The organism is Williamsia sp. DF01-3 (assembly GCF_023051145.1).
Taxonomy (GTDB): domain Bacteria; phylum Actinomycetota; class Actinomycetes; order Mycobacteriales; family Mycobacteriaceae; genus Williamsia.
Window position 1 is genome coordinate 4220420 of record NZ_JALKFS010000005.1, and the last position, 11971, is coordinate 4232390.

The window sequence follows — 11971 nt, forward strand, 5'->3', positions numbered from 1 at the left end:
TCGCTCCGGCAGCAGCGTTGCACCGGGCTACAAACAACTCTTGGACTCTAACAGTCACGCGCCGGGGATCCGGCGTGCGACCACTGAAGTGGCGAGCGGCGCGCGCAGTTGCAAACGCGCCGCCCGCCACTGTAGCGAGTCCTGGGTGGTGGGTGATCGACGTCTGCCCTACAGGACAGTCGTGGACCCGCCCGCGGCAGCGATCTTCTCGCTCGCGGACGACGAGAACTTGTTGGCGGAGACCTGCACGGCCACCGACAATTCGCCCTCGCCGAGAACCTTCACCAGCTCGTTCTTGCGAACGGCACCCTTGGCGACCAACTCGTCGACACCCACGGTGCCCCCTTCGGGGAACAGCCGGGCGATGTCGCCGATGTTGACAACCTGGTACTCGACCCGGTTGCGGTTCTTGAAACCCTTGAGCTTGGGCAGCCGCATGTGGATGGGCATCTGCCCGCCCTCGAAGCCGGCAGGCACGTTCTTGCGTGCCTTGGTGCCCTTGGTGCCACGTCCCGAGGTTTTACCTTTGGAACCCTCACCGCGACCCAGGCGGGTCTTGTCTGTCTTCGACCCGGGGGCGGGCCGGAGATGATGCAGTTTGATTGTCATGGAACTAAACCTCTTCGACGGTCACGAGGTGCCGGACCGCATTGATCAGGCCGCGGTTCTGGGCATTGTCCTCGCGGGTGACGGTCTTGCGAATGCCCCGGAGTCCGAGAGTCCGCAGGCTGTCACGCTGGTTGCGCTTGGAACCGATGGTGCTCTTCACCTGGGTGATCTTCAGTTCTGCCATTTCACTACGCTCCCTGTCCTGCTCGGGCTCGCAACATACCGGCCGGTGCGACGTCTTCGATCGGCAGGCCACGACGTGCAGCCACCTCTTCGGGACGCTGCAGCAGCTTGAGCGCTGCCACGGTTGCGTGCACAACGTTGATGGCGTTGTCGCTGCCCAGGCTCTTGCCGAGGATGTCGTGGACACCCGCGCACTCGAGCACGGCACGCACCGCGCCACCGGCGATCACACCGGTACCGGGGCTGGCCGGACGGAGCATCACGACTCCGGCCGCAGCCTCACCCTGAACCGGGTGGGTGATGGTCGCGCCGATCATCGGGACGCGGAAGAAGTTCTTACGAGCCTCTTCGACACCCTTCTGGATCGCCGCGGGAACTTCCTTGGCCTTGCCGTAACCGACACCGACCAGGCCGTTGCCGTCACCGACGACCACCAGAGCGGTGAAGGAGAACCGACGTCCACCCTTGACCACCTTGGAGACGCGGTTGATGGCTACGACGCGCTCGAGCTGGTTCTTGTCTTCCCGGCCGCCACCGCGCTGGTTGTCGCGACGGTCACGGTTGCCGCCGCCACCGCGGCGGTCGCCGCCCGCGTTGTTGGCGTTGGGGTCATTGCTGGTACTTCCGGCGGGTCCGCTTCCGGTACCGCCGTCACGACGCTGACGTCCCGGCATCAGATGGTCCTTCCGTTGCAAGTATTCGTATCAATCATCAGAACTCGAGCCCTCCCTCACGGGCGGCATCCGCCAGAGCGGCGATACGACCGTGGTAGCCGTGGCCACCGTGGTCGAACACCACGGCCTGCACACCGGCAGCCTTGGCGCGGGCGGCGATCAGTTCGCCGACCTTCTTGCTCTGTGCCGACTTGTCGCCACCGGCGCTGCGGACGTCGGCCTCGATGGTCGAGGCTGCGGCCACCGTGTTGCCGGCGAGGTCGTCGACCAGCTGCACGTGGATGTGGCGCGAGGAGCGCTTCACCACGAGCCGCGGCCGTTCGGGAGTGCCGCTGATCTTCTTACGCAGCCGGAAGTGCCGGCGGGCGTTGGAGACACGACGACGGGTGGACACGTCCTTGCCCAGGGGCAGACGCTTGGTCTTCACAGTTTCACTCATGTCACTTACCCGTCTTTCCGACCTTGCGACGGATCTGCTCACCCTCGAAGCGAACGCCCTTGCCCTTGTAGGGGTCCGGACGGCGCAGGCGGCGGATGTTCGCCGAGATCTGTCCGACTTGTTGCTTGTCGATTCCCGAAACCGAGAATTGGTGGGCGATTCCACCGCGAAGGTGATGCCCTCGGGCGCCTTGATGGGCACCGGGTGGCTGTAACCGAGCGCGAACTCGAGGTCGCTGCCCTTGAGTGCCACGCGGTAACCGACACCGAAGATTTCCATCTTGCGGGTGTAGCCCTCGGTGACACCGGTGACCAGGTTGGCCACCAGGCTGCGGCTCAGGCCGTGCAGTGCACGGTTACGTCGCTCGTCGTTGGGACGGGTCACCACAACGGTGCCATCTTCGACTGCGACACTGATCGGCTCCGAGATGTCAACTGACAGTTGCCCCTTGGGGCCCTTGACGTTGACGGTCTGGCCGTCGATCTTCACGTCTACTCCGGCCGGGATTGCGACCGGGTTCTTTCCAATACGCGACATTAGTTTTGCCCCTTACCAGACGTACGCGAGGACTTCGCCGCCCACGCCCTGGTTGGCGGCTTGGCGGTCGGTCAGCAGACCCGAGGAAGTGGAGATGATCGCCACGCCCAGGCCGCCGAGCACCTTTGGCAGATTGGTGGACTTCGCGTACACGCGCAGACCCGGCTTGGAGACGCGCCGGAGACCGGCGATGCTCCGCTCGCGGGTGGGGCCGTACTTCAGCGTGACGACGAGGTTCTTGCCGACCTCGGCATCTTCGCTGCGGTAGTCCGTGATGTAGCCCTCGCGCTTGAGGATCTCGGCGATGTTGGCCTTGATCTTCGAATGCGGCAGGCTCACCTCATCGTGAAACGCCGAGTTGGCGTTGCGCAGACGGGTCAAGAAGTCTGCGATCGGATCAGTCATGGTCATATCAGACCGTCAACCTTTCTCGCGGCGGTTCCCATGCAGCATGCGCATACCGGTTCCGTTGACCTCCAGGCGATCGCCTGGCCGTCGCGGGCCTTGCACGTCACATCGTGGGCCTACTACGAAGTGAGTTACGTGTCCCTGACCGACCGTTGCCGGTCAGGGCAGTTCAGTCCGACTGGCAAGCCAGTCGGGGGTGGTGCTCCCCCGAATGCACGGATGCACTCGGGAGTTTTCAAAGCCGGAAGCCAAGAAAAAGTGGTCACCTGGGTGTTTCTGACCGACCGAAGGCACGGGTCAGCCGAGGCAACCGTTCTAGTGTAGGGAACGGTGCTGCTCAGGCCAAATTGTCGACCTTCTCCTGCGCGGTCGGCACCCACACGATTCCAGTGTGAATCCGCCGGTGGCGGCTGCGACGCGCACGTACCTGGAACAATGGCACACACCATGAGAGAACTCGCTCCAGGAGAGAACACCGCGATCCCGTCGCCGCAGATCAGCGTGTCGGTGACCTGCGCATCTCCGGTGAACACGTCGGCGGTCATGCTGGGCCGCGACGGCCGGGTGCGTTCGGACGACGACCTGATCTTCTACAACCAGGCGTCGGGGCCCGGTGTCAGCTACCGCGACGCCGGCGCGTCCGACGTCATCAGCATCGACACCGGCCGGGTGCCCGCCGACATCGAGACGATCGCCATCACCGCCAGTCTCGACGGCAACGGTCCGACCACCTTCGCCACCGCGGGAACGCTGCGCGCCGAATTGCGAGATGGCGCAGGTGTGCCGGCCGTGTCGTTCACCCCGGCACGTCTGACGACCGAGGCCGCGGTGGTTTGTATGGAGGTGTACCGGCGCGGCGATGCATGGAAGGTCCGAGCCGTCGGCCAGGGGTACGACGACGGGCTCGCCGGACTCGCGCGAGCCTTCGGTATCCAGGTCGACGACGATCCGGTGACCACTCCCCCGCGCCCGACCCCATGCCCTGGCCCCCTGCCGGGCAGCCCACTCCGCCCGCGCAGCCCCCAGCTGCATCCTCGTACGCCCCGGCGCAGCCGGTGTCGCAGCCGACGAACTCGCCATCACCCCAGAACCAGGGAGTCCACGCCATGAACAGTGACCTTTTCGCGCCGGCACATGCCGAGGTGTCGGGCACCGGAATCCAGAAGCAGGGCAGCAAGATGTGCCGGGTCGGCATGAACGGCGAGGTGATGGCCCGATCCGGGTCGATGGTTGCCTACCAGGGCGACCTGAAGTTCGAGGCCCTCGGATCCGGGGGTATCGGCCGGGCCATCCGCAACACCCTCACCGGCGAGGGTGTCCCGCTGATGAAGGTCACCGGACGCGGCGATCTGTTCCTTGCCGATGCCGCGAGCGACGTCCATCTGATCGACCTCGACGGGACCGACGGCCTGACCATCAACGGCGCCAACGTCCTCGCCTTCGACTCCACGCTGAGCTATGACGTCAAACGAATGCAGGGCGCAGCCGCACAGAGCAATGCCGGTCTGTTCAACTGCGTCTTCACCGGCCGCGGCCGGATCGCCATCACCACCGACGGCAACCCGGTGGTGCTGACCGTCGATCAGCAGACCTATGCCGACCCGAATGCCGCGGTCGCGTGGTCGTCGAGCTTGCAGACCAGCGTCAAGCGCAACGATTCGTTCAATCTCGGAACCCTGATGGGTCGCAGTACCGGCGAGCGATTCACGCTCGCGTTCAGCGGCCACGGCTTTGTGGTCGTGCAGCCGTCCGAGATGCCGCCGGGTGGACTCATCGGCGGGACCGGCGGTGGGCAGCAATCGGGTGTCCAGGGCGGGCTCGGCGGACTACTCGGCCGCTGACACCACCACCTTCATCCCGCAGCAAGGTCACCAAGGGCACATAACCCTTCGCCACCACCGACAGGGACGTTCCTGGTGCGAATGCGATGGCGGTCGGCCCGGGTGATGGACCGGATGTCGGCGAGGACCTCCTCCCAGCCGTACAGGACGTCGTCATAGGTGATCCGCATGGTCAGCCACCTGTCCAGCAGAGCCTTTCGGTCGCGACGACGATCGTTGCGGTAGTTCTCGAGGCTGGTGTGGTGCCTCTGGCTGTCGCACTCGATGAGCAGCCGGCCCACCCGCATGTCGACTCGGCCGATCCCGAGGATCACCGGTTGCACGACCACGGTGAACCCCGCCGCACGGAGGCGCAGGCGCGTGATCGATTCGGTCCCCGACTGAGATTCTGGTTCGCACTTGTCCATCAGGTCCGAAACTCGTTGTGTCACAGGGCCCATCGCCGACTTGAGCCCGGCGATCGTCAAGCCGCCCGAGTTCAGCGCCGAGTCGCAGACGACGATCCAGTCCTCGGCACCCATACACCGGGCGGCGCAGTCGAGCGCCACCGGAATCGAGTCGACCGCGGTGGTGACCGGCCTCGGCCGCCCGTGACCCTGACACGAACGTGTGCCGTGCGCTTTGTTGTGTTTACTGGCCCGCACGTGAACGCGGTCGTAACCCGGCGGCACCCACAGTCCGTGGTGGCGCAGGACCGACACACAGCTGAGCGCTCCGCCGCGGCGAACAGCCTCCACGACAACAGCATCGGCCGTCTCCGTTGCGTACCAGCCGGGGCGCAGCCTGATCAGCGAACCGTCGCGAACCTGTTTGCGCAGTTGCCACCCATCCAGCCCCCGCAACTGAAGCTCCGGACGACTGTAGACACCGATCTCCATGGCGATCTGACGCACCAACAATGTGGACGGCCCCAGTCGCACCAGGATCATCCCCCTGACCTGCAGTGAAGGGCATATTTCCCTCAACAACGACGCAGCGGGCCGATCGTGGTGACTTGTCCGACCCCACTGCTCTAGTGGTCGCAACCGAACGAAGGAGCGAACATGTCCGACCACGCCGCAGCCGTCCGAGGACTTCCACGCTGGCACCGCGATCCGCGAGTGAACGCCACCATTTCGAAGATCCGTGCCCACGGCTGGGCCGTCACAGCCGTGAGCGAAGAGTGCGAGTGCAACTCACCCGAGTGCGAACCACCCGACTGCTCGTTCGCCTACACAACCGGCCTCGGCCTGCATTCACTACCCGAACTCGTCGTGTACGGGCTCGACGCCAGGACAAGCGGTTCGGTGCTGAACGAACTCGGCAACTTGCTCCACCGCTACGAGTGGACCGACATCGTCGACCAGAGTGTCGACGTGCCACTGCAATCGATCGATGTCCCTGTCCGCCTCATCGAGCTGATTGACAAGGACGATCTGATCATCACAAACGAACTGTTCCCCGATTCGCCTGCGCTGCAGGTCGTTTGGCCGGACGAGTATGGGCAGCACCCGTGGGAGGAGGGTTACGCGCTGCGCCCCGAACACCAGCTACTCAAGGGCGTCCTGCCGAGCGATGACAACCGGCCGCGGGGCCCGCGAGTCATCACCCCACACACAGGACCGAACCGAGCCCAGCGACGTCACAAGCAGCGACGCAAGAACAGACCCTGACCACGTGCTCCCCGCGGACGCGAAAGGCGCCCCACCCGAAGGTGGAGCGCCTTTCGTCAAAGCCTGACGGTGAGCCTGGTGGCTACCAGATCACCAGCTGCTCTTCTGCACGCCGGGCAGCTCGCCTGCGTGTGCCATCTCGCGCAGGCAGATTCGGCACAGGCCGAACTTGCGGAACACCGAGTGCGGGCGACCGCAACGGTTGCAGCGGGTGTAGCCACGCACGGCGAACTTGGGCTTCTTGTTGGCCTTGTTGACCAGAGCCTTTTTTGCCATGTCAGTTGTCCTTCACGTTGGGGTCTTTGAACGGGAAGCCGAGCTGACGCAGCAGTGCCCGACCTTCGTCATCGTTGGTCGCGGTGGTGACGACGGTGATGTCCATGCCACGCGGACGGTCGATGTTGTCGATGTTGATCTCGTGGAACATCGACTGCTCGTTGAGACCGAAGGTGTAGTTGCCGTTGCCGTCGAACTGGCGATCGCTCAGGCCACGGAAGTCACGGATACGCGGAAGTGCGATCGACACGAGGCGGTCGAGGAACTCCCACATGCGGTCGCCACGCAGGGTGACGCGGGCGCCGATGGGCATGCCTTCACGCAGCTTGAACTGTGCGATCGACTTGCGGGCCCGGCGAACTTCTGGCTTCTGACCGGTGATCAGTTCCAGGTCCTTGATGGCACCGTTGATCAGCTTGGCGTCACGGGCGGCGTCGCCGACACCCATGTTGACCACGACCTTGACGACGCCGGGGATCTGCATGACGTTGTCGTAGGCGAACTCTTTGTTCAGCGCGTCTTTGATCTCTTCGCGGTAGCGAAGCTTCAGTCGCGGCTGGATCTTCTCAGTTGTGCTCATGTCAGATGTCCTTCCCGTTCTTGCGGGAAATGCGCACGCGCTTGCCGTTGTCGTCGGTGCGGTAGCCGATGCGCGTCGGGGTGCCGTCGGAATCGACGACCATCACGTTCGAGACGTGGATGGGGGCTTCCTGGGTGACGATGCCGCCCGAGGATGCGCCACGCTGATTCTGCGAGGCCGAGGTGTGCTTCTTGATGCGGTTGACGCCCTCGACGAGGATGCGGCTGCGCTGCGGGTAGGCCTCGATGACCTTGCCCTTGGCGCCCTTGTCCTTGCCGGACACGACGATCACGGTGTCGCCCTTGTGAACCTTCATGTCAGAGCACCTCCGGAGCCAGCGAGACGATCTTCATGAACTTCTTCTCACGCAGCTCACGGCCGACCGGGCCGAAGATGCGGGTTCCGCGAGGATCGCTTTCGTTCTTGATGATGACGGCGGCATTCTCGTCGAAACGGATGTACGAACCATCCGGACGGCGGCGCTCCTTGGTGGTGCGCACGATGACCGCCTTGACCACCTCTCCCCGCTTGACGTTTCCGCCGGGGATGGCGTCTTTGACAGTGGCGACGATGACGTCACCGATGCCGGCGTAGCGCCGTGACGAGCCTCCGAGCACGCGAATGCACAAGATTTCCTTGGCACCCGTGTTGTCGGCGACCCGCAGGCGTGACTCCTGCTGGATCACTTTGTAGTCTCCTTGACCTGGTTTACTTCTTGCACGCCGAATTTCCGACCCGACGCACGCGGTCTCGCCGCCAGGGCACAACTGTGCCCAGGCAACCGCTCAAGTGTAGAGAACCAGCAGGTGGAAACCAAATTGCTGCGAGGGGCCCGGTACACAACACTGACGTCTTGTTTCACCAGTCGTCGAGGTGCGTGTACCCGTCTTGGATTGCCCGCGCGAGCAGCTGCGCTTTTGTACGGGCCGGTCGGCCGACAAGATCGTATTTGCCCCGGATCCGGGTGATGTGGGTGCTGACAGTGGCCGGCGTGATGAACAGCGATGCCGCCGCCTCGACTTTGGAGTCGGCGGCAAACCAGGCCAGGAGCACCTCTACCTCCCGTGGCGACAGGGTGGGTACAACCACCGAATCCGCCTGACCCCCCGCGTCGGGAGTGCGCCCCGGATGCACATCTTCGACTGTCATGGACTTCGCTCCCCATTCCGTGATGACCGTCGCAGCACACGCCGTGTCGACGACAACCCGCTGTGAGGGTGTGCACTGCGCCGACCGCGACCCCCTCCTTGGGTGGCGACCGGCACCGCAAATCTAGCGCTTGATGCCGTAAAAGGCTCAATCACAACATCTTTCGCAAAGGTCACTAGTCGTCCACACCGCCCGGATGGACCGTGGCGATGAAGAACCCGTACCGCCATCCGAGGCATCGAAACCCGTCGGGCGGGGCACCTGACCTCGTCGGACGCGTCGCGCGCGCCTGGGTTAGTGTTGGCTTACTTAATCGGTTCTAGGAGTGCATATGAACTTTCGCAAGAGTGTGGCCGGCATCGCCCTGGTCGGCCTGACCGTCTTCGGAGTCGCCGCGTGCAGCAACGACAGCGAGTCCGAATCCGCATCCTCGACCACGGCCTCGGCGACATCCCAGAGCGCTGCGGACACCTCCGGCACGGCCACCGAGTCGGGGTCGACCCTCGAGAGCTCCACCGCACAGGAGATCTTGCGCACGGTCCTCACGCCCGAGACCGCGCCTGCCGACTCGGCGAAGCTGGTCGACTCGACGGATCCGTCCATCGGCGCACAGCTGACCGGATTGTCGCGCGGCTTCACCGCCGCCGGTTACACACCGGACAAGTTCACCGTCACCACGGTGACGGTGAACGGAGAGAACAAGGCCACCGCGAACGTCGAGGTGGCGAGCCCGCACACCCCGCAGCCGGTGGCCATGCCCATCGACTACGTCTACATCGACGGCACCTGGAAGCTTGCGGGATCGTCCATCACCGACCTCGCCTCCATGGGGTCCACGCACGGCGGCTGACGCCCCCACAACCTGATCGGAACCGATGCGCGGTGCCGGGTCACTTCGGTGGCCGGGCACCGCGCTTCGTCGTCCCAGGCGACCGCCGTGACCGCCGAATGCGCCACAGATCTCGCCGGCTCCCGGTGGGCGACGCATAAGCTGGCACGAGCAGGCGATGGACAGCCGAACGAGCGGAGCGCACCGATGACACAAGGCCAGGAATCCGATCGTCAACGGCCTGATCTCGCCAAGCCCACGCCCGCCGGTCAAACGCACAGCACGGAGCCCATCGCCACCGACTCATGGCCGTCCGGCCACTGGCCGCCGTACGACCCAGAAAAATCGGGTGGATTCCGAGATCCCCTCGCGAGTCTCGACCCCGCGTATCCCCCGTACCCCGGCGCCTACCCGGCGCTGACGTACCCAGGCGGTCCCTACGCGTACCCGGTCAACCCGTATGCGACCGCCCGCCCCCGGACGAACTCGATGGCCAACGCGGCCATGATCTGCGCCCTCATCTCTGTACCCGCCACGTTCATCTGCCTGGGAGCGTTGCTCGCGCCCGCAGCAGTGATCATGGGCTTCGTCGGGTTGGGTCAGATGAGGAAGACCGGGGAGACGGGCGAGACCCAGGCATGGACAGGCATTGCCATCGGCGGCCTCATGACGTCATTTGTCCTCATGCTCTTCATGGCACTCGCGCTGGCGATCGGTTCCTGAGGTGAGCGTTGCCGACGGGCCGATCTTTCAGGTCGCGTGGGTGGTGGCCGACATCGACGCCGCCGAAAAGGAGTTCACCGACCGCTACGGTGTCCGATCGTGGTTGCGCATCCCGGACGTGGCATTCGGCCCCGGCTCGTGCTCCTACCGCGGCGCACCCGCCGACTACTCGATCCACGTGTCGCTGGGATACGCCGGCGGCCAGCAGCTCGAATTGATCCAACCCGTCTCAGGAGTGAACCTCTACACCGAATTCCTCGATGCGCACGGGCCCGGCCTTCACCACATTGCCTGGCTCCCAGACGATTTCGACGCGGCTATCGCCGACCTCAAGGCTGCGGGAACACAGATCCTCCAGGACGGCGTGTTCGAAGGCGTCGGTATGGAGTTCGCCTATATCGGAGGCGGTCCGATCGGGTCCTACGTCGAACTGATGAAACTGTCCGACGACATGCGTGCGATGTTCGACGGGCTGATCCCCGACGGCCACACCAATCCGTGGCAACGGACCGGCGACTGAGTCAGTCCGCGGACCGACCGTTGTCGGCCGCGTAGACCGCACCGTGCACGGCTGCGGCGTCGTCGCTGGCGAGGAACGCGATCAATTTCGCCACGTCCGCGGTGTCGGCGAATCCTCGCGGTGACGCCGCTCGCATCACCAGGTCGAAGTCGGCGTTCGAGGGCGGCGCGAAGTCTGTCACCTGAGGGGTCAACATCCCTCCCGGGCACACCGCATTGACCCGCAGTCCCGTGTGGGCGTACTCCACGGCGAGCGCTCGGGTGAGGCCGACGAGACCGTGTTTGGCAGCGCAGTAGCCGGCTGAGTACGCCTGACCCTGGACCCCCGCCACCGACGAGACGTTGACGATGCTCCCCCGGTTCTCGATCAGCTGAGGCAATGCCGCCTGGATCAGATGAAAAGGACCACTCAGATTGACAGCGAGATCGCGCTGCCAATCGTCGTCGGTCACCTCCGTGGTGTGACGCATGGTGTGTGCGCCCGCGACGTTCACGAGTGCGTCGATCCTGCCGAACCGATCCACACACGCTGCGATCGCACGCCGACACTGCTGCGCATCGACGAGGTCGCCGATCTGAAACCGGCCGTCCGGCACGCCCTCGAACGCTGCCGCCAGGCGGTCGGCATCACGCGCGAAGCCGAACACTTCTGCGCCGCGCGCAGAAAACAGTTCGACCACAGCGGATCCCAGACCGGACGAGGCACCAGTGACAAAGACCACTTTTTTGTGCAGTGGGTCGACAATCATCGTTCAATATAAGCACGCCCGCTTAACGATGATGTGGCTTACGAACCACAATCGGGCCGACTCGGCCGGATGTGACAGGAGGGGCCACAGTGACGGATACCGGAACCGACCGTGGCAAACGGGAATTGCTCGATGCGGCCGAGAGATTGATCGCCACCCGCGGCTACGAGGTCCCGCTCCGCGACATCGCGATCGAAGCCGGACACCGCAACAACTCAGCCGTGCAGTATCACTTCGGGAACCGCGAGGGTCTGATCGCCGCGATCGTCGCCCGACGACTCGGACCGATGGAGCTCGTGCGGTCACAAATGCTGAAAGAGCTTGCCGCACAGAACAAAGAACCCAGCATCCGCGACCTGATCAGCGTCCTGGTCCTGCCCATCCTCCAGATGAAGGGCACCCACTACGCGCGCTTCCTCGAGGTGATCCGAACGGCCTGGCCGGACGAGACATTGCAGCGCCACGACACCGAATGGCCCAAAGTACTTGAACGACTGACCAAATCGATCGACGCGGATCGTGCGGCCCGTACCCGGCGGGTGGCAGCCGTCGCCACGGCGATGTTCGCGTTGATCGCCGACTACGAGCGGCGCACCGAAGCCGGCATGCAATCGGACTCCGAACCTGACGAAATCATAGATATGCTAACGGCAATCGTGACCGCGAAGATCATTCGATAACGGTTGTGTGCAAACACCGGGTGACCATCCGGCGAACCTTCGCCGTTTATTGTGTTGCGACCGTGGGTAACTAGTCCGCCGTACGCGTAAGTCCCCCTGTAACAAAGTAATTCCGAACAGCGA

17 protein-coding genes and 3 pseudogenes are annotated in these 11971 nt (G+C 64.3%); 6 read left to right on the forward strand and 14 right to left on the reverse strand.

The annotated features are described in order from the left end of the window. Window positions 1-168: 168 nt before the first annotated feature. From rplO to rpsH, 7 genes and pseudogenes are all read right to left on the reverse strand, one after another. Window positions 169-609: a 50S ribosomal protein L15 gene (rplO, locus tag MVA47_RS22035; RefSeq protein ID WP_247209877.1), complete on the reverse strand. Its 441-nt coding sequence runs from the start codon at window positions 607-609 to the stop codon at window positions 169-171. 4 nt (window positions 610-613) lie between these two features. Beyond that, a complete protein-coding gene (gene rpmD / locus MVA47_RS22040; RefSeq protein WP_023955951.1) occupies window positions 614-793 on the reverse strand; it encodes a 50S ribosomal protein L30 in 180 nt (59 codons plus the stop codon). A gap of 4 nt (window positions 794-797) precedes the next feature. After that, complete coding sequence (gene rpsE / locus MVA47_RS22045; protein WP_023955953.1) at window positions 798-1466, reverse strand: 30S ribosomal protein S5; 669 nt, start codon at window positions 1464-1466, stop codon at window positions 798-800. Window positions 1467-1503: 37 nt separating this feature from the next. Continuing rightward, entirely contained in the window at window positions 1504-1905 is a 402-nt protein-coding gene (gene rplR, locus MVA47_RS22050) for a 50S ribosomal protein L18 (RefSeq protein WP_030164684.1), read from the reverse strand. Window position 1906: 1 nt separating this feature from the next. Then, window positions 1907-2184 (reverse strand): annotated as a pseudogene (gene rplF, locus MVA47_RS27330) (50S ribosomal protein L6). 72 nt (window positions 2185-2256) lie between these two features. Next, window positions 2257-2442: pseudogene (rplF, locus tag MVA47_RS27335) on the reverse strand (50S ribosomal protein L6); the annotation flags it as partial. Between the two features lie 12 nt (window positions 2443-2454). Then, complete coding sequence (rpsH, locus tag MVA47_RS22060; protein WP_023955959.1) at window positions 2455-2853, reverse strand: 30S ribosomal protein S8; 399 nt, start codon at window positions 2851-2853, stop codon at window positions 2455-2457. Window positions 2854-3297: 444 nt separating this feature from the next. Here rpsH and MVA47_RS22065 point away from each other — a divergent pair. Next, window positions 3298-4691: pseudogene (locus tag MVA47_RS22065) on the forward strand (AIM24 family protein). 11 nt (window positions 4692-4702) lie between these two features. Here the strand turns inward: MVA47_RS22065 and MVA47_RS22070 are convergent. After that, the gene (locus tag MVA47_RS22070) at window positions 4703-5569 is read right to left on the reverse strand and encodes a hypothetical protein (protein ID WP_247211011.1); all 867 of its coding nucleotides are present in this window, start codon (window positions 5567-5569) and stop codon (window positions 4703-4705) included. Between the two features lie 165 nt (window positions 5570-5734). On the opposite strand from MVA47_RS22070, the gene MVA47_RS22075 reads away from it, so the two are divergent. Further along, window positions 5735-6343: a DUF4262 domain-containing protein gene (locus tag MVA47_RS22075; protein ID WP_247209878.1), complete on the forward strand. Its 609-nt coding sequence runs from the start codon at window positions 5735-5737 to the stop codon at window positions 6341-6343. Window positions 6344-6433: 90 nt separating this feature from the next. Here the strand turns inward: MVA47_RS22075 and MVA47_RS22080 are convergent, their stop codons facing one another. The 5 genes from MVA47_RS22080 to MVA47_RS22100 all read right to left on the reverse strand — a co-directional run bounded on the left by MVA47_RS22080 (window position 6434) and on the right by MVA47_RS22100 (window position 8348). Then, a complete protein-coding gene (locus MVA47_RS22080) occupies window positions 6434-6619 on the reverse strand; it encodes a type Z 30S ribosomal protein S14 (protein WP_023955966.1) in 186 nt (61 codons plus the stop codon). Window position 6620: 1 nt separating this feature from the next. Beyond that, on the reverse strand, window positions 6621-7199 hold the full coding sequence (gene rplE / locus MVA47_RS22085; protein WP_023955968.1) for a 50S ribosomal protein L5: 579 nt from the start codon (window positions 7197-7199) through the stop codon (window positions 6621-6623). Window position 7200: 1 nt separating this feature from the next. After that, on the reverse strand, window positions 7201-7515 hold the full coding sequence (gene rplX, locus MVA47_RS22090; protein ID WP_099383975.1) for a 50S ribosomal protein L24: 315 nt from the start codon (window positions 7513-7515) through the stop codon (window positions 7201-7203). A 1-nt stretch (window position 7516) separates the two neighbouring features. Then, a complete protein-coding gene (gene rplN, locus MVA47_RS22095) occupies window positions 7517-7885 on the reverse strand; it encodes a 50S ribosomal protein L14 (protein ID WP_023955972.1) in 369 nt (122 codons plus the stop codon). 172 nt (window positions 7886-8057) lie between these two features. Continuing rightward, window positions 8058-8348: a helix-turn-helix transcriptional regulator gene (locus tag MVA47_RS22100; protein ID WP_247209879.1), complete on the reverse strand. Its 291-nt coding sequence runs from the start codon at window positions 8346-8348 to the stop codon at window positions 8058-8060. 331 nt (window positions 8349-8679) lie between these two features. On the opposite strand from MVA47_RS22100, the gene MVA47_RS22105 reads away from it, so the two are divergent. The 3 genes from MVA47_RS22105 to MVA47_RS22115 all read left to right on the forward strand — a co-directional run bounded on the left by MVA47_RS22105 (window position 8680) and on the right by MVA47_RS22115 (window position 10420). Beyond that, window positions 8680-9198 carry a DUF4878 domain-containing protein gene (locus MVA47_RS22105; protein WP_247209880.1) on the forward strand — a complete coding sequence of 173 codons (519 nt, stop codon included), beginning with the start codon at window positions 8680-8682 and terminating at the stop codon, window positions 9196-9198. A gap of 186 nt (window positions 9199-9384) precedes the next feature. Further along, window positions 9385-9900 carry a DUF4190 domain-containing protein gene (locus MVA47_RS22110; protein ID WP_247209881.1) on the forward strand — a complete coding sequence of 172 codons (516 nt, stop codon included), beginning with the start codon at window positions 9385-9387 and terminating at the stop codon, window positions 9898-9900. A gap of 1 nt (window position 9901) precedes the next feature. Further along, window positions 9902-10420, forward strand: a complete 519-nt coding sequence (locus MVA47_RS22115) for a VOC family protein (protein ID WP_247209882.1) — start codon at window positions 9902-9904, stop codon at window positions 10418-10420. A gap of 1 nt (window position 10421) precedes the next feature. Here the strand turns inward: MVA47_RS22115 and MVA47_RS22120 are convergent, their stop codons facing one another. After that, window positions 10422-11168, reverse strand: coding sequence for an SDR family NAD(P)-dependent oxidoreductase (locus tag MVA47_RS22120; protein ID WP_247209883.1), 747 nt, complete (start codon window positions 11166-11168; stop codon window positions 10422-10424). 89 nt (window positions 11169-11257) lie between these two features. Between MVA47_RS22120 and MVA47_RS22125 the strand changes: the two genes are divergently transcribed. After that, on the forward strand, window positions 11258-11848 hold the full coding sequence (locus MVA47_RS22125) for a TetR/AcrR family transcriptional regulator (protein ID WP_247209884.1): 591 nt from the start codon (window positions 11258-11260) through the stop codon (window positions 11846-11848). Window positions 11849-11971 lie beyond the last annotated feature (123 nt).